Raw genomic sequence first — 25,901 nt, forward strand, 5'->3', positions numbered from 1 at the left:
TTACGCGGATTTGTCACCCTCTACCTGAGCTTTGCGCCGAGGACCAGATTTGTTGAAGCCGCCTGCGACGGAGTCAGCCCTTCGGCTCCGACCGGCTGCGCCGGGTGAGCCGCCCGATGATAAAGGAGGTTCTTGGCGCATAGGTGAACCGGGTGCGATCTGCGGGCGCGGGACGCGCGCGCATCCGGGTCAATCCGAATACCACCAGCACCACGTGGCCCGCGGCGATCAGAATAAAGAGCGCCTTTGGTCCGAAGATGTCGATCAGGAGCGAGGCGATATAGGGCGCGGCGATGGCCCCCAGGGCGTAGTAGAACATCAGCGCCGCCGAGAGCTCGACACGTTCCGCGTCGCTGGCGAAGTCGTGGGCATGCGATGCCGCGACCGAATAGATCGGGAAGGTGGTCAGCCCAAAGAGGCCGGCGGTCAGCATCACGCCCGCGGTGCCCAAGCCGGAGGCAAAGATGGTGATCGCGGAACTGATCACCGCGGCGATTGACAGCCAGATCAACACCCGGCGGCGGTCAAATCGGTCCGCGAGCCATCCGACCGGGTATTGAGCGATGGCGCCGCCCAACACGAAAGAGGCCATGAAATAGGCAATCTGGTCGATGCTGAGGCCGACTTCCTGCCCGTAGACCGGACCAACCATCCGGAAGGACGCCGATGAAAGGGCGGCCGCGAGCACGCCGGCGGCGGCAAGGGGCGAGCGCTCGTAGGCCAGACGGGGCCGCAGGCGCGGGGAGGCGGGGGTTTCCGGCTGGCGCACGGTGGTCAGGGTCAAGGGCAGCAGGGCTGCACAGCATACGATGGCCAGCAGGTTGTAAGAGACATAGCTGGCAGGGTCCAGGACCCCGATGATCAGCTGCGCGGCCATGGATCCCGTCATGTCCACAACGCGGTAGACACCCATCGTGCGCCCCCGCGTCTGGTTCGTGACCTTGGCCTGCAGCCAGGCTTCGATGACCGTGTAACAGCCCGCCACGCACATGCCCGAGGCGACGCGCATCAAGGCCCAGGCGTAGGGATCAATGATCAGCATGTGGCTCATCAGGCCAATCGCGCCAGCGGCCGTGAACGCGGCGAAAGCCCGCGAATGCCCAACACTTCCCATCAGGCGCGGAGCCCACCAGCACCCGATGAAGAAGCCCGTGAAATGGGCTGACCCCAACAGGCCGATCTCCTGCCGGGAAAATCCCAGTGCCAAGCCCGACAAGGCGTCCAGCGGCCCGACGCCTCCGGAGGATAATTGCAGGAGCAGCACAGACAGAAAGAGGGCGGCAAAGGAGATCAGAAGGCGCATATTGCCTCACCCTGACCGGAATGCCCCTGCGGCCCTATCGGTTATTCGACAAAGGGGGTCGTTTTCAGCCCTGCGCCCGAATTTCTGCGTTGATGTCGAGAGCAACCGTGTCATCGACCAGGTTTGGATATCCGGTTGCGCCGAAATCCCGCCGGCTCAGGGTACCGTTCAGCCGGATATTCAGAACAGAAAGGTCATCCGGCGCGGACCCGGGTGGTCGCGTCAGCGTCGCGGCAAGTTGCAGCGGCCGCGTCGCCCCGCGCAATGTCAGCTGACCCTCGATTTTCGCACCCTCCGAGATGCGCCCGGATCTGCCAAGAATGATCCGGGTCGAGGTGTATCGCACGAGGGGGTGATTGGCCGCGTCCAGCACCGATGCGCCGAGCAGAGCCTGCGTGACAAACAGCATGCCGGTCTTGGCGCGGCGGATGTCCGCCGTGACGTCCGCGCTGGAGGCTGCGAGATTGCGCGGGTCGACGCGTATGTCGGCGGTGCTGACGGGAACGGTGCCGGTTTGCGCCGCGCCGTTTACCTTGAAGAGGAAGGCCACCCGGGACCGCTCTTTCACCAGGTCGTAGCGCTGCGGCGCTGCAAGCCCCGTCGTGGCCCATGTCGCCAGTCCCGAAGCGATCAGCAGGCGGCGTGATAGTTGCAAAGACATGGCGAGAAATCCCCTGTGACCAATTCTCTAGATAAGCCTTTTGTACGGCTTGCCAATGCCGTCACGCCGACTTGATCTGAAGCGCCTGCGTGGTCTTGGAGCGATGAACCTCCCACCCCTGTTGCGGTGCGGTCCGGGCGCGCAATCTCTCCAGCCGCCAGGTCTCCGGCCCTTTCGTGTGTGCGGGGGAAAGATGCCAGCGTGTTTCCACCCCGGCCGCCCCGCCAGCACCGGGGGTGAGCAGCAGGCCCAGGGGAGCATATTGCCCCTCGGCTGCCCCGGTTTCCGCAGCCAGATGCATGCGACGCACCTGTGTCAGCCCCGGTAAACCGGGCAGATCCGCCACCGCCAGAGCCACGGCACCCGACCGTAAAATCTCCTCCATTGTCCAAAGCACATCGTCAGGGCGACGCGGGTGGATGAATATCAGCCGCGCAGGGTCGATCCATGCCGTGACCCCATCGCAATGCAACTGTTCCTGTGTCCAGGATGGCGCGATCCACATCACCGGGCCCTGGGTCTGTGCGGCCAGCCACAGGGCCAATGTACGCCGGGCGAGACCGCAGGCCTCGTGCACACGCGCCTGCGCCAGATGCAATTCCGGTGCCGTGGCTAAAAGCGGAAGCGTCGGACCCGCCTTTGCAGAGCGCCGGGACAACAGGGGATGCGAAACAGACATACAAGGCAATATAGTGTGTTCTTATTTTGTTCTCAATCCTTCGTTGCCGCGCAAGGCCTGTTTTTTGCTGGTGCCAAAGCTGCTTGCAGTGACCAGAGGAGAGGCTAGAGTTGCGCCACATCAAAAAGGACACTGCCGCGATGAAGATGAACCGACTGGGCCGCTCGAACATCGACGTTTCCGAATTCTGCCTGGGGTCGATGACGTGGGGCACCCAGAACACGGCCGAAGAAGGCCACGCCCAGATCGACAGGGCGCTGGACGCGGGCATCAATTTCATCGACACCGCCGAAATGTATCCGGTAAACCCGGTCAGCGCCGAGACCATCGGGCGCACCGAGCGGATCATCGGCCTTTGGTTCGAACGCGACATGCGTCGCAGCGACGTGGTTCTGGCAACAAAACATTCCGGGGAGGGGCTCGCCATTGTTCGCGATGGTGCACCGATCACCTCGCAGACAATTCCCGAGGCGATCGAGGGATCCCTGCGGCGTCTCAAGACAGATTACATCGACCTCTATCAGTTCCACTGGCCGAACCGGGGCAGCTACATGTTCCGCAAGAACTGGACCTATGATCCCTCCGGGCAGCTTATGCTCGATACCCAAAACCATATGGAGGATGCATTGGGTGCGCTGCAGGATCAGGTCAAACGGGGGACGATCCGCGCCTTCGGTCTCAGCAATGAAAGCGCGTGGGGAACCACCAAGTGGCTCGAAGCCGCGGCACGCACCGGTGGCCCGCGCGTGGCATCGGTACAGAATGAATACTCCTTGCTTTGCCGGCTTTACGACACCGACATGGCCGAGATGAGTGTGCAGGAAGACGTCCCGCTCCTGGCCTTTTCGCCGCTGGCCGCAGGCTTGTTGACAGGCAAGTACCAGGGGGGTGCCGTGCCTGAGAAGTCGCGCATGTCGCTCAGCGAGGACCTTGGCGGGCGCAAAACCGCGCGTGCCTTTGATGCTATCGGCGCTTACACCGCGATCGCGGAACGTCATGGGCTGGACCCGACCCAGATGGCGCTTGCCTGGTGCAAGACCCGGCCCTTCATGGGGTCGATCATTTTTGGGGCGACGACACCGGCGCAGCTTGAGAATAGTCTCGGCGCGATTGAGCTCACGCTGGATGAGGCGGTTCTGGCAGAGATCGACGCGGCGCACCGACAACATCCTATGCCGTATTGACCCGGATCTGATCGGCCCGCCGCTTGCGTGCCGAGCTGCCGAAACGCCGCGTGTAGGCCCGCGCGAAGCTCGATTGCGAGGCAAAGCCGGTGCTTAAGGCCACGTCGTGAAGGGCGGCGCCGGTTTCTGTGACCAACCTGTCGGCCTCGCTCAACCGCAGGTCCAGATAGTGAGCTTGCGGGGTGATCCCGAGCCGGGTCTGAAAATGCATCTGCAGGGCCCGCTGGCTGATGCCCAGGGTGCGGGCAAGATCGCGAATGCTGACCGGGTCTTCGAGGTGCGCCTGCATGATCGCATCAACCCGCGCGGTGATCGGCGAATGCTGAACCCGCAGTTTCCTGCGGCTCTGCGGGCGGGCAGGGACGGTATTCGCATCATAGATGAAACTGCCCGCCACCCGGTCCGACAGGCCGGGGCCAAACAGGTCCGATATCAGGTGCAGCATCATGTCGATGGCCGGTGCGGCACCGCCACTGGTCAAGCGGTTGCCGCTGTCGACAAAACGGGCGTCCGACGTGATCACGTTCGGAAAAGTCGTGGCAAAAGCGCCGAGATCTTCCCAATGCGTCGTCGCGCGATACCCGTCAAGCAGACCTGCGCGCGCCATGATCCAGGGGCCACCATCGATACCTGCCACGAAACGTGCCGTGGCCGCCAGGCGGCGCAGGCTGGCGCGCAGGGCCGGTGTCGCCTGAACCTCCAGCGAAAACCCGGCGACGATGATCAGCAGATCACATGCGGCGGTCAGGTGCAGCGGAGATGCGGGCACTGACAACCCGCTGGTCAGGGTGACGTCGGCGGCGCCGGGCGTGGCGAAACGCCAGTCGAACACGCTGCGTCCGGCGTGCCGGTTGGCCGCGCGCATCGGGTCAACGGCGGCGGCAAACGACAGGGTATTGGTATCCTCCAGAACCAACAGGGTCGTTCGCAGGATATTTTCGGTTTGCATCAAGTGTTCTTCGTATTTTGACAAGTGCTATGCGAATTTCTGCGTCATCCTCCGCCCGAACACAAGGGAGAGCACGCCATGCCGCTGACAATGAACACCGAGGTTTTCATCACCTGCGCCGTCACCGGCTCGGGGGCCACGCAGGACCGCAGCCCGCATGTACCGCGCTCGCCGCAACAGATTGCCGAAAGCGCCATTGCCGCTGCAAAGGCCGGTGCCGCAATCGTGCATTGTCATGTCCGCGATCCGGAGACGGGGGCTCCGAGTCGCAAACTCGACTACTATCGCGAGGTCACAGACCGCATTCGGGATGCCGATGTCGATGTCGTGCTGAACCTGACTGCGGGCATGGGCGGCGATATGATCTTCGGCGATGTCGAGGAGCCTCTGCCGCTGAACCCGCAGGGCACGGATATGATCGGTGCCAGCGCCCGCGTGGCGCATGTGGCCGAATGCCTGCCGGAGATCTGCACCCTCGATTGTGGCACGATGAACTTCGCGGAAGCCGATTATGTCATGACCAATACGCCGGGCATGCTGACGGCGATGGGGCGCATGATGACCGATCTGGGCGTGAAGCCGGAAATCGAAGCCTTTGATACGGGCCACTTGTGGTATGCCAAGCAGCTGGTGGCGGATGGTGTCTTGCAAGCGCCGGCGCTGGTACAGCTGTGCATGGGAGTGCCCTGGGGCGCGCCCAACGACCTCAACACCTTTATGGCGATGGTGAACAACGTGCCGCAGGACTGGACGTTTTCGGCTTTCTCTCTCGGGCGCACTCAAATGGCGTATGTCGCCGCCGCCGTCCTGGCCGGAGGGCACGTGCGTGTCGGGCTGGAGGACAATCTGTGGCTGGACAAGGGTGTTCTGGCCGAGAACTGGCACCTGGTGGAGCGCGCCGCAACCATTGTCGAAAACATGGGCGCAAAGGTCATCGGCCCGGCGCAGGTGCGCGAGAAACTTGGGCTGGTCAAACGGGCACCCAAGCGATGACAGGGCAGGCGGCTTGCCCGGCCCCGGTGTCAGGATCAGTTGCATCCGGGTCCGCGACGCTCAGGGCCGCCGCGTGGCCGGTGATGATCAGCCTTGCCGTGGCGGGCTGCGTGCCTTTCGGGCCATCGGGTCCGGACAGCTACAGGGATACCGACGCGCCGATTGGCGCGACGACGCGCTTCGACGCTGCCGATTTTGCCGGCGACTGGGTTCTGGTCGCTAGTTTTGACCCGATACGGCAGGGCGTCGTAGCCTTCCGCCATGATGCTGACAGGCAAACCCTGACATTGACGAGCGACGTGATCGCCGAGCGCGCCGGTGTTTACGACATCTCGCGCGCGGGGGTGCTGCGCGATCCTGCCGACCCGGAAGGCACGTTGGTGGTCATGTGGGTGGACGAGGCGTTTCGCACAGCCGCGCTTGGCACGGTGGCCGGTGATTTCGGCGTGGTGCTCAACCGCGGCAACGACACCCCCGGCGACCGCGCGGCGGCGGCCCGCGAGGTTCTCGCATTTTACGGCTGGGATATCAGCCGGTTGAAGAGGACGTTCCCATGACGCAAACGGCGGCAATCATTGGCGGCGGCGTGATCGGCGGCGGTTGGGCGGCGCGCTTTTTGTTGAATGGCTGGGACGTGCAGGTCTTTGACCCGGACCCTGATGCCGCCCGAAAGGTCGACGAAGTGCTGGCAAACGCCCGCAGGTCGCTTCCGGGCCTGCTGGATGTCGCCCTGCCGGATGAGGGCAGGCTCTCGTGTCACGGGTCGATTGCCGCGGCGGTCGACGGGGCCAGCTGGATACAGGAAAGCGTGCCCGAACGGCTGGACATCAAACATGCAACCTTCGCTGAGATCCAGAAGACCTGTCTGCCGCAGGCGGTTATAGGTTCGTCCACGTCGGGGTTCAAACCGTCGCAGCTGCAACAAGGCGCTGCGGCCCCGGGGCAGATCATGGTCTGCCATCCGTTCAATCCGGTCTACCTGCTGCCACTGGTGGAGGTTGTCACAACCGCTGAAACCGATGCCGCCGTGGTCAAGAGCGTCAAGAGACTACTGACAGGCATCGGGATGTATCCGTTGCATCTGAAGAAAGAGATCGACGCCCATGTCGCCGACCGCTTTCTCGAGGCCGTGTGGCGCGAAGCGCTCTGGCTGGTCAAGGATGGTATCGCCACGACCGAAGAAATCGATGACGCCATCCGCTACGGGTTCGGTATCAGATGGGCGCAAATGGGTCTGTTCGAGACCTACCGCGTTGCGGGCGGCGAAGCCGGGATGAAGCATTTCATGGCGCAGTTCGGCCCGGCGCTGAAATGGCCCTGGACCAAGCTGATGGACGTGCCCGAGTTCACCGACGATCTGGTCGACCTGATTGCCGGGCAGTCTGATGCGCAGTCGGGGCATCATTCGATCCGCGCGCTTGAACGCATTCGGGACAACAATCTGGTCGCCATGATGCGCGCCCTGAAGGCGCAGAACTGGGGCGCGGGTGCGCTCTTGCAGGCACAGGAGACGGATATTCGCGCCCGGTCGGTTCTGGGTCAGAGGGCGGATGACATTGCCGACCCCTCCCAGCCGGTTCTGACGATTCACCGCGCCGTTCCGCTCGACTGGACCGACTACAACGGGCACATGAACGAAGCGAAATACCTGCAGGCATTCGGCGACGCGACGGATCGCTTCATGGAACTGATTGGGTGCGATGCAGCCTATATCGCGTCGGGCGGCAGCTATTTTACCGCGGAAACCCATATCCGGCACGTCGATGAAGTCCACGCCGGTGCGATCATCGACGTGCGTACCCGGGTGTTGGGAGGCGGTGGCAAGAAGATGCACCTCTGGCACGAGATGTACGAAGGCGACCGGCTTCTGGCGACGGGGGAACACTTTCTGCTGCACGTCAGTCTCGAAACACGCCGCCCGTCCGATGCAGGCCCGCAGGTCGATGCGGCGCTGCGCCGTTTTGCAAAAGCGCAGGCGGATCATCCCAAACCCGAAGGGGCAGGCCGGTACGTCGGGGCGCCGCGGTGAAGCAGGTACTGATCACGGCCGGTGCGTCGGGCATTGGCCGCGCCATGGGGGCGGCGTTCGAGGCGGCGGGATATGGCGTCTGGATAACGGATATCGACCAAAAGGCGCTGGCCGATTGCCCATACGGATGGCAGCGCTGCACCGCTGATGCAACCGACGAGGCCGCCATTCAGGAGCTGATCACCCGGATGCCGCACATCGACGTGTTGTGCGCGAATGCAGGGATCGCCGGCCCCACCGCACCGGTCGAGGAGGTCGCCTTGGAGGACTGGCGCGCCTGCATGGCGGTAAATGTGGAAGGCGCCTTTCTGGCCGCCAAACACGCCGCACCCGGCATGAAGGCGCGGGGCACGGGGGCGGTGATCCTCACATCATCGACGGCGGGAATATATGGATATCCCAATCGCGCCCCATACGCGGCCGCGAAATGGGCGGTGATCGGGCTGATGAAAACCCTCGCGATGGAATTGGGCCCGCATGGTATCCGGGCAAACGCCATTTGCCCCGGGGCCGTGGAAGGGGACCGGATGGAGGGCGTTCTTGAACGCGAAGCGGTGGCCAAGGGCATGACCCGTGACGCGGTTTACGCGGGCTACGCCGGGGGGACATCGATGCAGCGGTTCGTCGAGGCACGCGACATCGCGAATATGGCGGTGTTTCTGGCCTCCGAGGGTGCACGTCTCGTTTCTGGCCAGGTGATCGCTGTGGATGGGCACACCGAAAACCCGGACCCGAAGCTCTGAGGCGGACACCTCTGGCGGACGGGCGAAATCTGCGCCATGAGGAGGCATGACTTTCCTGTCTCCCGATCTGTGGGTCGCGGTCACCTTCGCCGCAGCCGTGTTCCAGACCTTGCGGTTCATGCTGCAAAAAGTGCTGGCGACCGCAACGTTGTCGCCGACCGGGGCGACTTTCGCGCGGTTTTTCTACTCGGCGCCGCTTGTGGCGGTTCTGGTGGCTGTCTACCTTACAAACACAGGGCACCCCCTGCCGGCACTGACCGGCGCGTTCTGGGCCTTTGCGATGAGCGGCGCCCTCGCACAGATCATCGCGACGGTCTGCGTCGTCACCCTGTTCAAGTCACGCAACTTTGCCGTCGGTGTGACCTTGATGAAAACCGAGGTGATCCTGTCGGTCATTATTGGCCTGATCCTGCTCGGGGAAGGGGTCAGCTGGCCCGCCTTTGCGGCCATCGCTTTGGGATTGGTCGGCGTCCTGCTGCTCTCCACACCGCCTGGCGTCAAGGGGTGGGGATGGTCGGCGATGTGGAACCGCGGCGTAGCACTGGGGCTGTCATCGGGCGTTTTGTTCGCGATTTCAGCGGTGTGTTACCGCGGGGCGTCCTTGCAGATTGACGTGGCGGACCCTTTCGTGCGCGCCGGTGTCACGTTGTCCGCTGTCACCGCCGCCCAGATGATCGGGATGGCGCTGTGGCTGATGCTGCGCGACCCGCCCCAGATTGCGGCAGTATGGCGCGCGCGCCGGGTCGCCGGGTGGATCGGGGTGATGTCCATGGGCGGCTCGCTCGGCTGGTTCATCGCCTTCACGCTGCAAACCGCCGCATATGTCAAGGCCGTCGGTCAGGTGGAGCTTGTCCTGAGCCTTCTGGCGTCGGTCCTGTTTTTCAGGGAAAAACCGAGCATGCGTGAACTTGCGGGTATGGCGGTTCTTTGCGTGTCGATCCTCGCGCTGGTTCTGGTGATCTGACGCGCTGCGCGGGCTGCGTGATCCCGCGAGGGGTCTGCCCCTCAGCGCCGCCGGGCAACCGGAGAGGCCGGGGTCACGACGGCATGGGCCTTCCGCGCAACCGCAGAAACAGGCTTTCTTCATCATTGTTTTTGAAAAAGGGCACGCTTGTGGGAGGTGTGGTCTGACCGGTGCGTGCTTCGATTTCCGAAAGGACAACCTCCGTGATGAAGGGCATGTCGAAGGATCTGGCCCTGCGCAACGGCACCCATTGCAGGTGCGACAGCTCGTCCGAGGCCGCCGAGAAATCATCGAGATCGCCGATCAGGGCGTCGGCATCGACCAGAAAGAACCGCGCATCAAAGCGCCGCGGTCTGCCGGGTGGGGTCAACGCCCTGAAAACAAACTGGAGCGCCGCAGCCGTGGGCACATGGCCGGTTGCGGCAAACCCCTGCCAGTCGGTGGGGATCGGATCGGCCCAGTTGCCCGATCGGCCAAGCACGAGGCCGGTTTCCTCCCAAAGTTCCCGGATGGCGGCGACGCATAGGGCGTGGGCAATCTCTTCCTCGGTATCCTCGTTCAGCCGGTCGCGGCACATATCGGATACCGGCCCCGAGAGGGGCACATGCGCGTCGCCAGGATCGACAGCGCCGCCTGGAAAGACGAATTTATTGGGCATGAACGCCGCTTTTGCGCCCCGCTGCCCCATCAAGATGCTGGGGTCATCATGGCGGTCGCGCAGCGCAATGACGGTCGCGGCATTGCGCACGGTCGTTTTGTCTGGCGTCTTTTGATCCGTCATGTTTCCACCCGTCGCCACCGGGCGTCGCATCAGGCGGCTTTGCCGAAACCGCCCATGGCGCGTGCCCACTGATAGCCAACAATGGCCCCCTTCAGTCTCGGCAGAAGGTAGAGCGATAGACCCACGCAGCCAACCGCAAAAATGGTGAACAGTGTCAGGGGTTCCGGCCGCCATTTCACAAAGGCGAAATGCAGCAGCGGCGCCATAAGGTGGCCCACGATGAAGATGGTAAGATATGCAGGCCCGTCGTCCGCGCGATGATGGAACAGCTCCTCGCGGCACACCGAGCAGGTATCATTCACCTTGAGATAGGACTTCAACAGAGGCCCGCTGCCGCAGTTAGGGCACTTGCGCCGCCAGCCCCGCAGCAGCGACCGCTTGGTGTCACGGCTGTCCGCATCACGTGCGGGGGTCATCGGTGCGCGGGTCAGCCCGGAGGCGGCTTGTGAGGTATCTGTCATGGGCCTGTCCTTTGAGGTTCTTCCTACATGCGCTTTTGCCGCCAAACTTGAAAGGTGCCGAAGGGCCGCTGCGGCGGGATGTCGCGAACGCATCAGATTTTGTGCGACGGAAAGTACGCGCAGCCGCGTTGAAGGAATGTGCGGCCCGGAAAGGAAGGGTCACCCACGGGACATAACAATCAGGAGTAGTACCATGAAGACCACAGTGTTTATTGCAATGATCGCGGCCACATCGATTATCGTAGCCGGCGGATCGGCCTATGCGAGAGGGGACCGTCACGGCGCTCCTGTCGATTTCGAGACATTGGATACCGATGGCGACGGCAAAATCACCCTTGAGGAAATGCAGGCGCGCGGCGCGGCCCGCATCGCCAAGGTTGACACGGATGGAGACGGGTTCCTGACCCTGCCCGAAATCGAAGCCGAAGCCAGTGCCCGGGCCAAGCAGGTCGCCAGCCGGATGCTGGACCGGCTGGACGCCGATGACGATGGCAGGCTGTCTGCCGAAGAACTGGAGAGACCGGGCCGCGCGGACCGCCGGTTTCGGCGTGCGGATCAGGACGGCGACGGCGCGGTGACGAAGGCGGAGTTCGAGGCAGCGATTGCAAAAATGCAGGACCGTCGCCGGGGCGGTGGCTGGGCTGAGTAAGCGCGGGGCGCAATATGTCGGGCGGCGCGGCTTGATTGGCGCGCCGTTGGCTCTTATCGATGCTCGGGATGGATATGCCGCCGGATGCCCTTTCGACCGTGACGGACGATGCGCTGTTGGTACTTTACGCGAACGGGGACCCGAGTGCCGCGCGCGTGCTGACCACCCGCCTGTTGCCGCGCGTCTTTGCTCAGGCGCGGCGTATGCTGGGCGACGACAGCGAGGCGGAGGATGTCGCGCAGGAATCGATGCTGCGGTTGTGGCGGATCGCGCCGGAGTGGCGTCAGGGAGAGGCGCAGGTGACGACGTGGCTCTACAAAGTATGCGCCAACCTGTGTACGGACCGGTTGCGCAAAAGGCGCGGCGTGGCGCTCGAGGAGGTGTCCGAACCTGCAGACCCGGCACCAACCGCGGTGCAGCGGATGCAGGACCGGTCGCGCAGCGATGCGTTGCAGACCGCCCTGAACGCGCTGCCGGATCGCCAGAGACAGGCGGTGGTGCTGCGGCACATAGAGGGGCTCGCAAACCCGGAGATTGCGGCGGTGATGGACATCAGCCCGCGCGCGGTGGAAAGCCTGACCGCGCGGGGCAAACGAGCGTTGGCGGCCTTACTGGCCGGGCGGCGTGCAGAATTGGGATATGAAGATGACACCCCATGACGACGAAGATATGACCGCGACCGACCGGATGTTGGAGGCGGCCCGCCGGACGCCGCCGGATGTACCCGCGCGGCTGATGGCGCGGGTGCTCGAGGACGCAGATGCCCTGCAGCCCGCAATTGCCCCCGCGATGGCACCGCATCCGGCGCTCTGGCGCAGGATCGCGGCGGGCATCGGTGGCTGGCAGGGTGTGGGCGGGCTGGTCGCTGCCACCTGCGCCGGCATCTGGATCGGGGTGAGCCCACCGGCGGCGATCCCGGACGCCGGTGCGTACCTGCTGGGGTATGAGATGGGTGCGACAGCAAGCTCGACAGCGGAACTGACGAGCTTTGGCTGGGATCTGGACGAGGGGTAAGCCATGCAGACCGATACAGACCGCAAACCGGGGGCGTCACGCCGTTTCAAAATCCTCTTGGGGGTTTCGCTGGCGCTTAATCTGGCCGTGGCCGGTTTGATCGTGGGCACGATGATCCGTCACGGCGAGGCCGGGCGTGCCGGGTTCCGCACTGCGGGTCTGGGGGCCTATGGGTTGCCGTATATGATCGCGCTGCCGAACCGGGAAAAACGGGCTGTTATCCGGGCGGTACGCCAGAACGGCGCGACCGGTGTGCCGGATCGCGCAACGCGCCGCGCGCTTTACTCGGATGTTTTGACCGCGCTGAGGGCCTCGCCATTTAACCCCGAGCAACTCTCTGCGGCAGTCACCCGCCAGGCGACGACAAGCATCGCCGTTCAGAAGAGCGCGTTGGAGGCGTGGCTGCGTGTGGTTGGTCAGATGACGGACGCGGAACGCGCGGCCTACGCGCGTGACGTCCAGGACGTTCTTCGGCGTGGTCCAAGGCGTCGAAACTAGATGAGAAAACCTTCGTAAGTATTTGAAAATATGAAAACTATGCAGCAGGGCGGTTCAGGTTGATCTGGTTTCGCCCTTGCATCTTGGCCGAATAGAGCGCCTTGTCCGCCGCATCGAGCAGCACATTTGCATCGACGTTTTCCACGGTGTCCTGCTTGGACCGCAACCCCCCCATGGTCACGCCAATGGACACGGTGACCTTGATGGGCTCATCCGCACCGGGAACCACAAAACCGCGCCCGCCGATCTTGCGACACAGACGGCTTGCGGCCACCCGGGCTTCGGTGAGGGGGGTGGCCGGCATGACGATCAGGAATTCCTCGCCGCCGATCCGGGCGACGAGATCGACACCGCGCAGGTTGTCCCGCAGCCGCCGGGCCGCCTCGACCAGCACAGCATCGCCCGAGGCATGCCCGTAAAGGTCGTTGATTTGCTTGAAGTGGTCGAGGTCGGCGACCATGACGGCAAAGCTGCGCCCGGTTGCGGCGGAATGCTCGGCCACGCGGGCCAGGTGGGGCATCGCGTAGCGACGATTATGCAACCCGGTCAGCGGGTCAGAAACAGCGGCCTTGAGGCCCGTGCGTACGGTTGCGCGCAACTGGTCCGCGATGCGTTTGCGCCGCAGCATGGCCTTGACGCGCAGCGTCAGCTCGGCCACGTCGAAGCCGTCCGTCATCAGATCATCAGCGCCGAGGTCCAGCGCATAGGCCCCCAGGCCGGGATCCTGCCGCGACTGCAATACCAGAATGCCCGCATGCCGCGTGATTGCCGTGGCACGAATGGCCGCCAGCAGACGCAGGATTTCGCTGTTGTTGCTGTCATCGGTCGCCAGCGACAGGATAAAGACATCCGGCACCTTGCCCGGCGACAAGTCGCGCAGCGCGGTTTCCGGGGCCGAGAACTGCAGGCTTGTCCTCAGGTTGGGGCGCAATTGCGTAATCCAGTTATGCGCGGCATGCGCGTCGGAACCCACGAGAACCGCCCGCCCCGGGGGTCCGAAATCGGTTACATCCTCGGCAAATCCCAAGGCTCTGGAGGTATCGTCGCGCATTTGCCATTCCGCCGCGGAGTTATGGGCGCGAATGAGACTGCGAACGCGCGCAAGAAGAAGTGTATCGTCGATGGGTTTCAACATGACGTCCTGAACGCCGGCTTCGAGCGCTTTCAGGCGCGAATCCGCGTTGGGACGGCATCCCACGACCATGATGGGAATCGCCCGGGTCTGCGGGCTGCGGTGCAGCCGGCGGCATAATTCAGCGGCATCGCAATCCGGCAGGGCCATCGCAGATATGATAAGATCGGGATCGTGACGCAACGCGGCAACGCAGGCTTCATCCGCCGTCGCGGCCTGCACGACCTCGTAAAACGCCGAGGCGAGCTTGACCTTCAGAACGATGCGATTTGTGGAGATCGCGTCTACGATAAGAATTTTGCCCTGCACGCTCTTCGCGTCCTTTCAAGGGTGATGAACCGCTGTTCGACATTGCGCGCAATTTGGTTAACAAAGGGTTTCGAAAGTGACGCGAATTGCAGGTAGATCATGATGTACACGCGGGAATCCGCCGAGGTGCTGGCGCTTCAGGTTTTGGGGTGGCTGGCCGGAAATGAAGAGTTGTTGCCGGTATTTCTGGGTGCCTCAGGGGCCTCTGAAACCGACCTCAGGGCAGGGGCGGCAGACCCGGTTTTCCTGGGCTCCGTTCTTGATTTCATCATGATGGATGATTCCTGGGTGGTGCAGGTCTGCGATGCGGTTGGTGCCAGGTATGACAGCCTCATGACCGCGCGGCAGGCTCTGCCGGGCGGCGCGCAGGTGAACTGGACATGACGACGATCAGGGGCGTTCTCTTCGACAAGGACGGCACACTCTTCGACTTTGCGACGACATGGGAAGCCTGGGCCGTGGGTTTCCTGAACAGGATGACGCGCAGCCCGGAAGACGCGGCGAATCTGGGGGCGCAGATCGGCTTTGACTACAAGGCGCAGCGGTTTTTGCCTGACAGCCTCGTGATCGCGGGCACACCGGGTGAGGTGGCGCAGGCGCTGTTGCCCTATATGCCCGGTGCGACCCTTCAGGATGTGATTGGCATTCTCAATGAGGAGGCCGAAACCGCGCCGCAGATCGAGGCCGTGCCGCTGGTCCCCTTTCTGACGGATCTGCGGTCGCAAGGCTTGCGCCTGGGGGTGGCGACGAACGATGCCGAAGCACCGGCCCGGGCCCATCTTGCCGCCGCAAAGGTCACGGATCTCTTTGATTTCATTGCCGGGTTCGACAGCGGGCACGGGGCGAAGCCGCAGGCGGGTCAATTGCTGGCCTTTGCCAAAGAAACCGGCTTGGCACCCGAAACGGTCGCCATGGTCGGCGACAGCACGCATGACCTGATCGCGGGGCGCGCTGCAGGCATGCGCTGTGTTGGCGTGCTGACCGGCATGGCGGAACACGCGGTGCTGGCGCCCCACGCGGACGTTGTGCTGGAAAATATTGGCGCTCTGCCAGACTGGATCGCGCAGCAGACCTGACCCACCGCCGCCGCCCTCCAACGCCCGCGCGAACTCCCAAAAACGACCCATCCGGTCGCAATTGAGACGGCTGATCCCGCGACGCTCTGTCCTACTCGGGGACAACGGACCGCAGGGAGCGAAACATGGCCAGATCATCCGGTAACCGCAGATCACGCAGCGGGGGGCGTGCAGGGGCGGCCAGCAGGCGGGGGACGGCGGTGATCGAGCAAATGCCGTGGAACCCGCCGGTCAATACCGACCTGCCAACCGAACCGCTGACCCCGGAGGGCGTGCAGGCCATCCACGATGGCGCGATGCGGATCCTCGAAGAGATCGGCGTTGAGTTCCTCAACCAAGAAGCCGTGGATATCCTGCGCAGGGCGGGCTGCACGGTGGACGGCGAAAACGTCCGGATGGGGCGCGATTTCGTGATGGAGTGGATTGGCAAGGCACCCTCGGAATTCACGCTGACACCGCGCAATCCGGATCGGAAAATCACCGTGGGGGGCAAAAACCTACTGTTTGGCAACGTGTCGTCACCACCCAACTACTGGGATATGGAACTGGGCACCAAGGTCCCGGGCACGCGCGACATGTGCCGCAACCTGCTCAAGCTCACGCAATACTTCAACTGCATCCACTTTGCCGGCGGCTACCCGGTGGAACCGGTCGATTTGCACGCCTCGATCCGTCATCTGGATGTGCTTTACGACAAACTTACCCTGACCGACAAAGTCATGCATGCTTATTCTCTGGGTAAGGAACGCGTCGAAGACGTGATGGAAATGGTCCGGATCGCCGGTGGCCTGTCACATGAGGAATTCGATGCAAGCCCCCGAATGTACACGAATATCAACTCCACCTCACCGCTCAAGCACGACTTCCCGATGCTGGATGGATGGATGCGCATGGCCCGTCGGGGACAGGGCCTCGTGGTCACGCCGTTCACGCTGGCAGGCGCGATGGCCCCGGTCACCATGGCGGGTGCGGTTGCCCAGTCCCTCGCGGAGGCGCTTTGCGCAGTGGTTCTGGCGCAGATCATCAACCCCGGGTGCCCGGTCGCTGTGGGCACTTTCACCTCAAACGTGGACATGAAATCCGGCGCGCCCGCCTTCGGAACGCCCGAGTACATGCGCGCCACCCAGATGACCGGCCAGTTGTGCCGCTTTTACGGCCTGCCGATGCGGTCCAGCGGCGTCTGTGCGGCCAATGTGCCGGACGGTCAGGCGATGTGGGAAACCTCCAACAGCCTTTGGGCCGCCGTGCAATCGGGGACGAACATGGTCTATCACGCGGCTGGCTGGCTGGAGGGGGGGCTGATCGCGAGCCCGGAGAAATTCATCATGGATTGTGAAATTCTGCAACAGATACAAAGGTATATGGATCCGCAAATTGTGGCGACCGGACCCGATGAAATAGCATTGGATGCGATCAAATCGGTGGGCAATGCCGGCCATTTCTTTGGCATCCAGCATACGCAGGATCGCTATACCACCGCGTTCTACCAGCCGTTTCTCAGCGACTGGAAGAACTACGAAGGCTGGGAAGTCGCCGGCGCGGTATGGACCCCGGAACGCGCGCATCTGATGTTCAAGGAGATCATCGGCAGCTTCGAAGCGCCGCCCCTCGATGAGGCCATCCGCGAAGAGCTGGCTGACTTCGTGGCGCGCCGGAAATCAGAAGGCGGCGCCCCCACCGATTTCTGACCCCGCGCAGCAGGCCCGGTTTGGCCCATGTTGGGCATTTGTTAACGCATCGCCTGCATAGTTCGCGTGAGGGAACGGGAATGAGGCCAATATGCACGGGCTTGTGAATCGGGCGATTCAACGCTTTGTCATCGACTCCTATGGCGCGGCTCAATGGTCGGCGTCCGCGCAGCGCGCGAATCTGAATTTTGTCGATTTCGAAGCCATGTGGTTCTACGACGATGAGATCACTCCCCGGCTGCTTGCGGCGGTCTGCGACGTGCTCGACCGGCCCTATGATGAATTGATGGAGGATATCGGCACCTATCTCGTATCCCATCCAAACGTCGAAGCCCTGCGGCGGCTCCTGCGTTTCGGCGGGGTGAATTTTGTCGAATTTCTGCACTCGCTTGACGATTTGCCCGACCGTGCCCGGCTCGCCGTACCCGATCTCACGCTGCCCTCCCTCGAACTGCGGGAGCATTCGGCCAACACCTACAGCCTCTGTTGCAGGAGCGAGCTTCCCGGTGGCGGGCATCTGTTCACCGGCGTGTTGCGGGCCATGGCGGACGACTATGGCGCCTTGGTGTTTCTGGAGCATCAGGGAACCGACGATGGCGTTGAGACCGTATCGATTTCCCTCCTCGAAACGGATTTCGCGGAAGGGCGCGGGTTTGACTTGGGAGTACGGTCGGAATGAGTGGCGGAACCCCCTGTTACAAGATGCTGGACGTGTTGTGCCCCATGCATGTCGTGCTCGACCAGAGCGGCAAAATCGGCTTTGCCGGACCCACCGCAAAAAAGCTGCTGCCGGGGCGCTCCTTGGTAGGTCTGGGCTTTCTCGACATCTTCGAGATCAAGCGCCCGCATGCTATCGAAACATTTGAGGCCCTGCGTCAGAAGACCGGAATGAAACTGCATCTGCGGTTTCGCGACCCGCCGCACCGGGAACTGAAGGGCGTGCTGATGGAGGGGCCGGAAACTGGTCAGGTTATCGTGAACCTGTCTTTCGGCATCTCCGTGGCCGACGCGGTGCGGGACTACAAACTGACCTCTGCGGATTTTGCAGCGACGGATCTGACGATCGAGATGCTATACCTTGTCGAAGCGAAATCCGCCGCCATGGAAGCGTCCCGGCAATTGAACGTGAGGCTGCAAGGCGCCCGCGTGGAGGCGGAGGCACAGGCGCTCACCGATACGTTGACCGGATTGAAAAACCGCAGGGCGATGGATCAGGCGCTGGAAGGGTTGGTCGCGTCGGGGGAAAGCTTTGCCGCCATGCTGATTGATCTGGACTACTTCAAGGCGGTGAACGACACCCTTGGCCATGCTGCGGGTGATTTCGTTCTGGGTCAGGTGGCGTCGATCATGCTGCGCGAAACCCGCACCCGGGATACCGTGGCCCGCGTTGGGGGTGATGAGTTCGTGTTGCTGCTGCGCGAGATTGACGATGCATCACAGGCCGAACGTATTGCCAGACGGATCATCAACCTGCTGTCCGAACCGATGATTTTCGAAGGCGCGCGGTGCAAGATATCCGCGAGTGCGGGCACCGCCATGTCCCGGGACTACAAGATTGTTTCCGCAGACCAGATGCTGGTGGATGCGGATCTGGCGCTTTATCAGTCCAAGAAAAATGGACGTGGCAGACATACATTTTACGCCGCCGATCTGCTCCAGCCGCCAGCGGAGGAACCAGCCCCGGAGATCGGCGCGCCGGCGTCGAAACAGGCGTAACCTCTAATCCGTTCCGGCGCCCTTGCCTGACGCGATACTGAAGCTGAGCCCGCGCGCTCCCGCCACACTTCGATCACAGGGCGACGAGGGCACGCATGCGAGCACTTGCGAACCACCGTGCTGACAATTCGCCAGGGCAACCGGCTGCCGAGGGGCAGGGCCATAGTGCTGGTCTGATCAGGGAGAAGTGGCAGCCCGTAGGGGAATCGAACCCCTCTTTCCAGGTTGAAAACCTGGCGTCCTAACCGATAGACGAACGGGCCACTTGGTCGTGAGCGGTTGATTAGGCAATACATGCTGGCGGCGCAAGCGGAAATTTCACGTTACGTGAAGAAACTTTGCCCCGATAGGCTGCTAGGCCGGGGCCGCATCTTCCAATCGTAACTGGACGGACTGGCGCCCCCGCCATGTGTTGATATCCAACCGACCGGCAAGGTGAAAACGCGCCCCGCCGTGATTTTCCAGGGCAGGGCCCAGGGGACCATCGTAAGCGCCAAAGCAAATGGCATCCAGGGTCGGCCCGCTGCCGTCACCGAATGTAACTTTCAGATGCGTCTCGCCGACGCGCCGGGCAAACCGTATCGCCATATCCGCAAACGCGTATCTCGGGGCAGGGGCACTGGCCCCGAACGGTCCGGCCTGTTCAACCTTCTCGGCGAGATCCACCGTGGCCGCGGCGGGCATCAGCAGGCCGTCCACTGTCAGATCCGCCGCACCAGCCAGATGCGCGCCTTGCTTTTCAAGCAATTCAGTCAGGCGTGCCATCGCGGCCTCGATCTTGTCTTCCGCCACGGTCAGGCCGGCAGCCATCTTGTGGCCGCCGCCTTTCTCAAGCAGCCCCTCAGCCGCGAGGCGTTGAATGGGCTGCCCCAGATCGATGCCCGAGATCGACCTGCCAGACCCCTTGCCAATTCCGTTTTCGACACCGATGACAATGCTGGGACGGCCGGAGGCTTCCTTGAGGCGGGATGCGACGATACCGACTACACCCGGATGCCACCCCGCTCCCGCGGCCCAGACCAGCGCAGCATCCAGCCCCCGGGTTTCCGCCTGGCCGAGAGCCGAGGCGCGCACCGAGGCCTCAATATCGCGTCTTTCCGTATTCAGCGCGTCGAGCCGCGTGGCGAGGGCCTCTGCCTCGTGCGGGTCATCCGTGGACAGCAGCCGCGCGCCCAGATCCGCCGCGCCGATACGCCCCCCGGCATTAACCCGCGGGCCCAGGAGAAACCCAAGATGGTAGGATGTGGGGGCTGTGTCCATCCGCGCGACGTCGGCCAAGGCGGCCAGACCCGGCCGCGCGCGCCGCGCCATCACCCGCAACCCCTGTCGCACAAATGCCCGGTTCACCCCGACCAGCGGGGCGACATCGGCAACCGTGGCCAGCGCGACCAGATCGAGCATCGCCATCAGCTCGGGCCCGGCGGTGCCGGTCGTACGCAACTGCCGCCCGGCCTCGACCAGCACAAGGAACACTACGGCAGCGGCGCACAGGTGGGACAACTCGCCTGTTTCGTCCTGGCGGTTCGGATTCACGACCGCGTAGGCAACCGGCAGGGTTTCGGTGCCTAGGTGATGATCCAGCACAACCACATCCGTGCCGGCGGCGGCCGAAATCGGGCCATGCGACAGGGTACCGCAATCAACACAGATGATCAGATCATGGCCCGCCGCCAGTTGCGCCATGGCCTGTTCGTTTGGCCCGTAGCCTTCATCGATGCGGTCGGGGACATAGAGGGTCGCGCCATGCCCCATCTGGCGCAACCACGTCAGCAGCAGCGCGGCAGATGCCCCGCCATCCACATCGTAATCGGCAAAGATGGCGATGCGTTCCCGGTTGCGAAGCGCTGTCAGAAGCCGCTCCGTAGCCCGCGCCATGTCCTTGAGGACATGCGGATCGGGAAGCAGATCGCGCAGCGACGGCGCAAGGAAGCTTTCCGCCCCGGATGTCTCCACGCCGCGCCGCGCAAGGATCTGGGTCACCGCCCGCGGCAGTCCCGTGTGCTGGGCGATAGCTTCCGCCGCGCGGTCGATTTCAAGCGCCGGACCCACCCAGCGCCTGCCGGTCAGGCTCTCCTCGACACCCAGAAAACTCACCGGACCTCCCGGGCGCGTGGTTGAGCGCCAAACGCGCCAGCGCGATGCGGCGTCAGATCAGGCTGCATGCACCGGGGTGCGATAGTTGATCCGGCGTACGGACCCGGTCTTGGACCGCATGATCAGGGTTTCCGTGGTCATCCAGCCGGGTTCGCGTTTCACGGCGGGCAGGATGTTGCCATCGGTGACTCCGGTCGCGGCAAAGATCACATCCTCGGTCACCATGTCGTCGCGGCTGTAGATGCGGTCGAAGTCAGTGATACCGGCCTTGCTGGCGCGGCCCTTTTCGTCGTCATTGCGAAAGAGCAGACGGCCGTACATCTGCCCACCCATGCATTTCAGCGCCGCCGCCGCAAGCACGCCTTCCGGCGCACCGCCCGCGCCCATATACATGTCGATCCCGGTATTGGGTTCGGCGCAATGCATCACCCCCGCCACATCGCCATCGGTGATCAGACGGATCGACGCGCCGGTCTTGCGCACTTCGGCAATCATTTCTTCGTGCCGCGGACGTTCCAGAATGCACAGCGTGATGTCGGATGTGCTGCAGCCTTTGGCCTTGGCGAGTGCGGCGACCCGTTCAGCCGGGCTCATGTCCAGCGTGACCACATCCTTCGCGTAGCCGGGCCCGATGGCGAGCTTGTCCATGTAGACGTCCGGTGCGTGCAGCATGGAGCCACGTGGGCCCATGGCGATGACGGTAAGCGCATTGGGCATGTCCTTGGCGGTCAGCGTGGTGCCTTCCAGCGGGTCGAGCGCGATGTCTACGCCGGGGCCGTTGCCGGTGCCGACCTCTTCGCCGATGTAGAGCATCGGGGCCTCGTCCCGCTCGCCTTCACCGATTACGACTACGCCCGCAATATCAAGCATGTTGAGCTGCTCGCGCATCGCGTTGACAGCGGCCTGATCGGCGGCTTTTTCATCGCCGTTGCCCACCAGCCGGGCAGAGGCCAAGGCAGCGGCTTCGGACACCCGGGCGAGTCCGAGAGAAAGCATACGGTCCTGAAATTGAGCATTGGCAGGCATGAATTCGTCCTTATTGGCATTATTTACTGCGGTAGGTGTATCGGGAGGAGGCCTGTGAGACAACCGCGGCTCACACCGCCTCAATGCGCAGCGCAACGGGCGCGCCGGACAAAACATCGGTGCCGTCCATCGCCGCAAGGGCCGTGTCCAGTGCATCGCGGGTTGTCTTGTGGGTGACGATCAGTACCGGGGCGGAGGTGTCCTCATGCCCGTATTGGCGCATCCGGTCAATGGACACGCCTGCTTCGCCCAGCACCTTGGCGACCTTCGCCAGCGCGCCCGGTTTGTCATCGAGAGACATGCGCAGGTAGTAGGGTGCAGGCAGTTGCGTGCGCGCCGGTGTAGAGCCGGTCAGTTGCGCGGACGGGATGCCGAAAACCGGGGTGCGCATCCCCTTGGCGATGTCGCAGACATCGGCCATGACCGCGCTGGCGGTAGGGCCTTCCCCGGCGCCCGGGCCGCGCAACACGATCTGGCCGACCGCGTCGCCTTCGAGCACCACCATGTTGGTGCCGCCCTCCAATTGACCCAAGGGAGAGCTGTCGGGAACAAGGCAGGGCTGCATGCGCTGTTCCAACCCGCGCCCGGTCTTCTGAGCAACGCCCAGCAGCTTGATCTTATATCCCATGTCCGCGGCGGCCCGAATGTCCTCGATGCTGACCCGGTCGATACCTTCCAGCGTGATACCGTCAAAATCCACCCGGGTGCCAAAGGCCAGCGACGCGAGGATTGCCAGCTTGTGAGCCGCATCAATGCCGCCCACGTCCAGTTGCGGATCCGCCTCGAGATAGCCAAGGCCATCGGCTTCGGCAAACACCTCCTGGTAGCTCAACCCGGCTGTTTCCATCCGGGTCAGGATGTAATTGCACGACCCGTTCATGACTCCCATCACCCGAGTGATGTCATTGCCCGCAAGGCCTTCGGTCAGTGACTTGATGACAGGGATACCGCCCGCGACTGCCGCTTCGTATCTCAGGGCGCGGTCATGCGCTTCGGCGGTTTCGGCCAAAGCCTGGCCATGAATGGCCAAGAGGGCCTTGTTTGCCGTCACCACTTCCTTGCCAGCAGCGAGAGCCGCCTCAACAGCGTTTTTCGCGGGCCCTTCATCGCCACCGATCAGTTCGACAAAAACATCGACATCGGCACGTGTTGCGAGGCTCACGGGATCATTCTCCCAGCTGTAGCCGCTCAGAGAAACGCCGCGATCCTTGGATTTGTCGCGGGCCGAGATGGCGGAGATGACGATCTCACGCCCCGTCCGGGCGGCCAGCAACGCCGCGTGTTGCCGGACGATCTTGACCACACCGATACCGACTGTGCCCAATCCGGCGATTCCAAGGCGTAGGGGCTCAGACATGATGGCAATTCCTTTGAAAAGGGCGCGGGAGAGATGTTTCGCGCCATGTAGCCGGTTCGGCGCGCCCGTGCAACGCGCTTGGTGCTACTGCAGGCTTTCTTCCAGCCGCCTGCGGTCCGAGCTTCCCAGAACAGAACCGCGCAGGGCATTTGCACGGGCCTGCAGGCTCGCAACACGCGCTTCCAGTTGCGCCTCCGATTCCGGGATGTCCGTTTGCGTTGCCGCCACCTCGTCGATCAGCGGATCCAGGGGCACGAGATCGGGGTAGGCGGCGACCTCGGCGCCGGGCGGGGTGGCGTTGTCGACTTCCGGAAACTGCGCGCATGCCGATGTAACAAGGGCCAGAACCACACAGGCTGAAATGCGCATCACGCTAACTCCGAATAATTGGGTCTCCTTGTGCCCGATGGACCCATGTGGCGCAAGAAGGCTTGTTTTGAACGACTGTTCAGATAACGTGCTCCCATGGCACGTACAGCAGGTTCACATTCCGATATCACCGGCCCCAAGGTGCGCGACGCGGCTCTGACGTTATTTGCGCGTCACGGGTTCGCCGCCGTCTCCATGCGCCAGATCGCGCGCGAGGTGGGGGTGCAGGTGGGCGCGCTCTATAACTACACGCCCGACAAGCAAACGCTGCTGTTCGACCTGATGCAAAGCCACATGGACGCCCTGCTGGAGGCTTTCTCAGACGATCCGGCGATGCCGCCCCGGGACAGGTTGCATAATTTCGTGCGGTTCCATATCCGCTTTCACCATGACCGGCCGGATGCGGTTTTCATCGCGTATATGGAGTTGCGGAACCTGACACCGGAAAACTTCACAAACATCGAAGCGCTGCGAAAACGCTATGAAGACAAGCTGGAGGCCATCCTGCGCGCGGGCGTGTCATCGGGCGTTTTCGACGTCGCGGATACAAAGATCGCGACGCTGGCCGTCATTGCGATGCTCACCGGTGTCAACACGTGGTTTCGGTCCGGCGGGCGGTTGTCCTTGCAGGATGTCGAGGATCAATACTGGCAGATGGTGCGCAAGGCCGTGTCTGCAGAGTCTCCGGCCTGATTGCAAATATCATCATAATGCGTGATGTAACTCATGCTATATATTCGTTTTAAGAATTGATCGGTTATCCCTATATCGTGATGTGTCCCGATCTTCCGGACATTTCCTGAAAGGTGAAAGAGATGATTTACGAAACGATCGTACATGAGAGAAGTGCCGCGCACCGGACCTTGGCCAACGTCGCTCAGGTTATCCTGCTGGTTGGTTTCGGCGTGCTGTTTGGGCTGATTCTGGCCGACGCGCCGGATGTGTCGCATGGTGCGGATGCGGTTAAGGCGCTTCAGGCGGGGCCGATTGAAGGTGAAGACTGGCACGGCAACGTGCGTCGTTCGGTGCCGGGACGCTGAGCGCTAGTGCGCCCACCATGCGCTGGGCTTCTTGCGGCTGCCGCGCTGTCGATCCAGCCAGAGCGCGGCGCGCCGCAGGGGCGACAGCGCAAGGCGCAGCCAAAGCCGGTGACGCCATTGCGTGAAGTCGCGGTTGAAGGGACACACCCGCATGCAAATCGCGCAGTCAGAGGCCAGCTTGGACCAGAACCCAAAGCACTTTTCGGCATCAGAGGTCCATTTGCGCACGCCCTTGAGAGCAGAAACATTTGCGCCGCCGACCTCGGGGTCTCCGTAGGGCAGCGCCTTGACCGGGCAGGCATCCGCACATTTGGTGCAGATGTCGCAAAATGCCCGCACGCCGATCGGGCGCGGATCGTCATGGCTTAGCGGCAAAGATGTGAATATCTTGGAGAACCGCAGTCTTGGCCCGAATTCCGGCGTGATCACCATCTGGTTGCGGGCATATTCTCCCAACCCGGCTTTCAGGGCGTAGGGAATCACAAGCGCGGTGTCGTTCATCGATGGCACGGCTTCGTACCCCAGATTACGGATATAGGCGGCAGTCTGCATCACACAGGCGGCTTCCTGACTGTAGGCACGCCCTGTCGCCGCCCCGGCAAGCGCCGCCGGATAGGTATCGACGAGGTCTGCCGGCATCTCATGGCCCAGCACGATCACCGATGTAATGCCTTCCGGCAGGCTGTTGGGGGCGTCCGAAAGATCGCGGGTATCCACACGCGAGGCGTAATGCCATCGCGGGTCAAGCGCCGTGATGCCGCATAGGCTTGCTTTAAAGAAAGACGCCACTTTCTTGATTTCTTTTGACATTTCTTGGATGTCCGTCACGTCGACCTGCACCGGCGCCACGGGTGTATCGGCGCTGATCGCGGCCTGAAATCCCTCGCGGCGGCCCTGATCGGCGAAACGATCCGTCATGATGTCCGAAATCAGCCAAGAGGCATTGCGCAGGGCGAAATCCCGCTGGCTGAAGCCATCGCCGCGCCGGGGCGTCGCCTCCATCCGGTAGGAGGCAAAAAACGCGTCAGTCTGCCGGGTGCGCACCGTGGGATCCCAGAAAGCGCGGGTAAAGATGTCATTGCGCTGCGCGAAGGGTTCGAAACCTTCGGTCACGTCGATCCCGGCCCGCGTGTCGGCGATATCAGCGCTTGATCCATCCTGCATGGGGCCAGCCTACGCAGTCGTT

29 protein-coding genes and 1 tRNA gene are annotated in these 25,901 nt (G+C 63.0%); 17 read left to right on the forward strand and 13 right to left on the reverse strand.

All coding sequences use genetic code 11. From position 1 onward, the window contains the following. Positions 1-73 precede the first annotated feature (73 nt). The 3 genes from KX928_RS11715 to KX928_RS11725 form a co-directional block, all read right to left on the reverse strand. On the reverse strand, positions 74-1,303 hold the full coding sequence (locus KX928_RS11715) for an MFS transporter (RefSeq protein WP_219502305.1): 1,230 nt from the start codon (positions 1,301-1,303) through the stop codon (positions 74-76). A 64-nt stretch (positions 1,304-1,367) separates the two neighbouring features. Beyond that, positions 1,368-1,964, reverse strand: coding sequence for a YceI family protein (locus KX928_RS11720; protein ID WP_219502307.1), 597 nt, complete (start codon positions 1,962-1,964; stop codon positions 1,368-1,370). Between the two features lie 61 nt (positions 1,965-2,025). Beyond that, a complete protein-coding gene (locus KX928_RS11725) occupies positions 2,026-2,643 on the reverse strand; it encodes an ImuA family protein (RefSeq protein ID WP_219502309.1) in 618 nt (205 codons plus the stop codon). Positions 2,644-2,783: 140 nt separating this feature from the next. Between KX928_RS11725 and KX928_RS11730 the strand changes: the two genes are divergently transcribed. After that, entirely contained in the window at positions 2,784-3,827 is a 1,044-nt protein-coding gene (locus KX928_RS11730) for an aldo/keto reductase (protein WP_219502311.1), read from the forward strand. Here the strand turns inward: KX928_RS11730 and KX928_RS11735 are convergent. Beyond that, positions 3,814-4,776: a GlxA family transcriptional regulator gene (locus KX928_RS11735; RefSeq protein ID WP_219502313.1), complete on the reverse strand. Its 963-nt coding sequence runs from the start codon at positions 4,774-4,776 to the stop codon at positions 3,814-3,816. The two genes, KX928_RS11730 and KX928_RS11735, sit on opposite strands and share 14 nt — an antisense overlap. Positions 4,777-4,854: 78 nt before the next feature. On the opposite strand from KX928_RS11735, the gene bcoG reads away from it, so the two are divergent. Genes bcoG through KX928_RS11760 form a run of 5 tightly spaced genes read left to right on the forward strand, consistent with a single transcriptional unit; the run spans position 4,855 to position 9,505 of the window. Further along, positions 4,855-5,769, forward strand: a complete 915-nt coding sequence (gene bcoG, locus KX928_RS11740; RefSeq protein WP_219502316.1) for a 3-dehydrocarnitine:acetyl-CoA trimethylamine transferase BcoG — start codon at positions 4,855-4,857, stop codon at positions 5,767-5,769. Next, positions 5,766-6,326: a hypothetical protein gene (locus KX928_RS11745; RefSeq protein ID WP_219502318.1), complete on the forward strand. Its 561-nt coding sequence runs from the start codon at positions 5,766-5,768 to the stop codon at positions 6,324-6,326. The genes bcoG and KX928_RS11745 overlap by 4 nt, the downstream gene beginning before the upstream one ends. Continuing rightward, positions 6,323-7,798: a carnitine 3-dehydrogenase gene (locus KX928_RS11750; RefSeq protein ID WP_219502320.1), complete on the forward strand. Its 1,476-nt coding sequence runs from the start codon at positions 6,323-6,325 to the stop codon at positions 7,796-7,798. Before KX928_RS11745 ends, KX928_RS11750 begins: the two co-directional genes overlap by 4 nt. A 44-nt stretch (positions 7,799-7,842) precedes the next feature. Further along, on the forward strand, positions 7,843-8,541 hold the full coding sequence (locus KX928_RS11755) for an SDR family oxidoreductase (RefSeq protein ID WP_373274801.1): 699 nt from the start codon (positions 7,843-7,845) through the stop codon (positions 8,539-8,541). A gap of 46 nt (positions 8,542-8,587) precedes the next feature. Continuing rightward, entirely contained in the window at positions 8,588-9,505 is a 918-nt protein-coding gene (locus KX928_RS11760) for an EamA family transporter (protein ID WP_219502324.1), read from the forward strand. Between the two features lie 73 nt (positions 9,506-9,578). Here the strand turns inward: KX928_RS11760 and KX928_RS11765 are convergent, their stop codons facing one another. Beyond that, positions 9,579-10,286, reverse strand: coding sequence for an NUDIX hydrolase (locus KX928_RS11765; protein WP_219502326.1), 708 nt, complete (start codon positions 10,284-10,286; stop codon positions 9,579-9,581). 29 nt (positions 10,287-10,315) lie between these two features. Then, complete coding sequence (locus tag KX928_RS11770; RefSeq protein WP_257883774.1) at positions 10,316-10,702, reverse strand: DUF983 domain-containing protein; 387 nt, start codon at positions 10,700-10,702, stop codon at positions 10,316-10,318. A 238-nt stretch (positions 10,703-10,940) separates the two neighbouring features. On the opposite strand from KX928_RS11770, the gene KX928_RS11775 reads away from it, so the two are divergent. The 4 genes from KX928_RS11775 to KX928_RS11790 all read left to right on the forward strand — a co-directional run bounded on the left by KX928_RS11775 (position 10,941) and on the right by KX928_RS11790 (position 12,908). Next, the gene (locus KX928_RS11775; RefSeq protein WP_219502329.1) at positions 10,941-11,396 is read left to right on the forward strand and encodes an EF-hand domain-containing protein; all 456 of its coding nucleotides are present in this window, start codon (positions 10,941-10,943) and stop codon (positions 11,394-11,396) included. A gap of 68 nt (positions 11,397-11,464) precedes the next feature. Further along, a complete protein-coding gene (locus KX928_RS11780; protein WP_219503796.1) occupies positions 11,465-12,055 on the forward strand; it encodes an RNA polymerase sigma factor in 591 nt (196 codons plus the stop codon). Beyond that, positions 12,042-12,410, forward strand: a complete 369-nt coding sequence (locus KX928_RS11785) for a hypothetical protein (RefSeq protein WP_257883731.1) — start codon at positions 12,042-12,044, stop codon at positions 12,408-12,410. The genes KX928_RS11780 and KX928_RS11785 overlap by 14 nt, the downstream gene beginning before the upstream one ends. Before the next feature lie 3 nt (positions 12,411-12,413). Continuing rightward, entirely contained in the window at positions 12,414-12,908 is a 495-nt protein-coding gene (locus KX928_RS11790; protein ID WP_219502331.1) for a periplasmic heavy metal sensor, read from the forward strand. A gap of 37 nt (positions 12,909-12,945) precedes the next feature. Here KX928_RS11790 and KX928_RS11795 read toward each other — a convergent pair whose 3' ends face one another. Further along, positions 12,946-14,349 (reverse strand): diguanylate cyclase, encoded by a 1,404-nt coding sequence (locus KX928_RS11795; protein ID WP_219502333.1) that lies wholly within the window; start codon positions 14,347-14,349, stop codon positions 12,946-12,948. Positions 14,350-14,448: 99 nt separating this feature from the next. On the opposite strand from KX928_RS11795, the gene KX928_RS11800 reads away from it, so the two are divergent. From KX928_RS11800 to KX928_RS11820, 5 genes are all read left to right on the forward strand, one after another. Further along, the gene (locus KX928_RS11800) at positions 14,449-14,733 is read left to right on the forward strand and encodes a DUF3572 domain-containing protein (RefSeq protein ID WP_219502335.1); all 285 of its coding nucleotides are present in this window, start codon (positions 14,449-14,451) and stop codon (positions 14,731-14,733) included. Continuing rightward, complete coding sequence (locus KX928_RS11805) at positions 14,730-15,425, forward strand: HAD family hydrolase (protein ID WP_219502337.1); 696 nt, start codon at positions 14,730-14,732, stop codon at positions 15,423-15,425. The genes KX928_RS11800 and KX928_RS11805 overlap by 4 nt, the downstream gene beginning before the upstream one ends. 125 nt (positions 15,426-15,550) lie before the next feature. Further along, positions 15,551-17,113 (forward strand): trimethylamine methyltransferase family protein, encoded by a 1,563-nt coding sequence (locus tag KX928_RS11810; protein ID WP_219502338.1) that lies wholly within the window; start codon positions 15,551-15,553, stop codon positions 17,111-17,113. A 91-nt stretch (positions 17,114-17,204) separates the two neighbouring features. Further along, a complete protein-coding gene (locus KX928_RS11815) occupies positions 17,205-17,792 on the forward strand; it encodes a heme NO-binding domain-containing protein (RefSeq protein ID WP_219502339.1) in 588 nt (195 codons plus the stop codon). After that, positions 17,789-18,829 carry a diguanylate cyclase domain-containing protein gene (locus KX928_RS11820; RefSeq protein WP_219502346.1) on the forward strand — a complete coding sequence of 347 codons (1,041 nt, stop codon included), beginning with the start codon at positions 17,789-17,791 and terminating at the stop codon, positions 18,827-18,829. Before KX928_RS11815 ends, KX928_RS11820 begins: the two co-directional genes overlap by 4 nt. A gap of 188 nt (positions 18,830-19,017) precedes the next feature. Here KX928_RS11820 and KX928_RS11825 read toward each other — a convergent pair. From KX928_RS11825 to KX928_RS11845, 5 genes are all read right to left on the reverse strand, one after another. Next, positions 19,018-19,092 (reverse strand) — tRNA-Glu (locus tag KX928_RS11825). A gap of 91 nt (positions 19,093-19,183) precedes the next feature. Continuing rightward, positions 19,184-20,923 carry a single-stranded-DNA-specific exonuclease RecJ gene (gene recJ, locus KX928_RS11830; protein WP_219502349.1) on the reverse strand — a complete coding sequence of 580 codons (1,740 nt, stop codon included), beginning with the start codon at positions 20,921-20,923 and terminating at the stop codon, positions 19,184-19,186. 57 nt (positions 20,924-20,980) lie between these two features. Next, positions 20,981-21,949 (reverse strand): class II fructose-bisphosphatase, encoded by a 969-nt coding sequence (glpX, locus tag KX928_RS11835; protein WP_219502351.1) that lies wholly within the window; start codon positions 21,947-21,949, stop codon positions 20,981-20,983. 70 nt (positions 21,950-22,019) lie between these two features. After that, complete coding sequence (locus KX928_RS11840; protein WP_219502354.1) at positions 22,020-23,306, reverse strand: homoserine dehydrogenase; 1,287 nt, start codon at positions 23,304-23,306, stop codon at positions 22,020-22,022. Between the two features lie 84 nt (positions 23,307-23,390). Continuing rightward, positions 23,391-23,678: a hypothetical protein gene (locus KX928_RS11845; protein WP_219502357.1), complete on the reverse strand. Its 288-nt coding sequence runs from the start codon at positions 23,676-23,678 to the stop codon at positions 23,391-23,393. A gap of 93 nt (positions 23,679-23,771) precedes the next feature. Between KX928_RS11845 and KX928_RS11850 the strand changes: the two genes are divergently transcribed. Then, positions 23,772-24,368 (forward strand): TetR/AcrR family transcriptional regulator, encoded by a 597-nt coding sequence (locus KX928_RS11850; protein WP_219502359.1) that lies wholly within the window; start codon positions 23,772-23,774, stop codon positions 24,366-24,368. 122 nt (positions 24,369-24,490) lie between these two features. Beyond that, on the forward strand, positions 24,491-24,715 hold the full coding sequence (locus KX928_RS11855) for a hypothetical protein (RefSeq protein ID WP_219502361.1): 225 nt from the start codon (positions 24,491-24,493) through the stop codon (positions 24,713-24,715). A 3-nt stretch (positions 24,716-24,718) separates the two neighbouring features. Here the strand turns inward: KX928_RS11855 and KX928_RS11860 are convergent, their stop codons facing one another. Next, positions 24,719-25,879, reverse strand: a complete 1,161-nt coding sequence (locus KX928_RS11860; protein ID WP_219502364.1) for a 4Fe-4S double cluster binding domain-containing protein — start codon at positions 25,877-25,879, stop codon at positions 24,719-24,721. Positions 25,880-25,901: the final 22 nt, after the last annotated feature.

Origin of the sequence: Roseobacter insulae (genome assembly GCF_019375555.1) — a bacterium.
Lineage (GTDB): Bacteria > Pseudomonadota > Alphaproteobacteria > Rhodobacterales > Rhodobacteraceae > Roseobacter > Roseobacter insulae.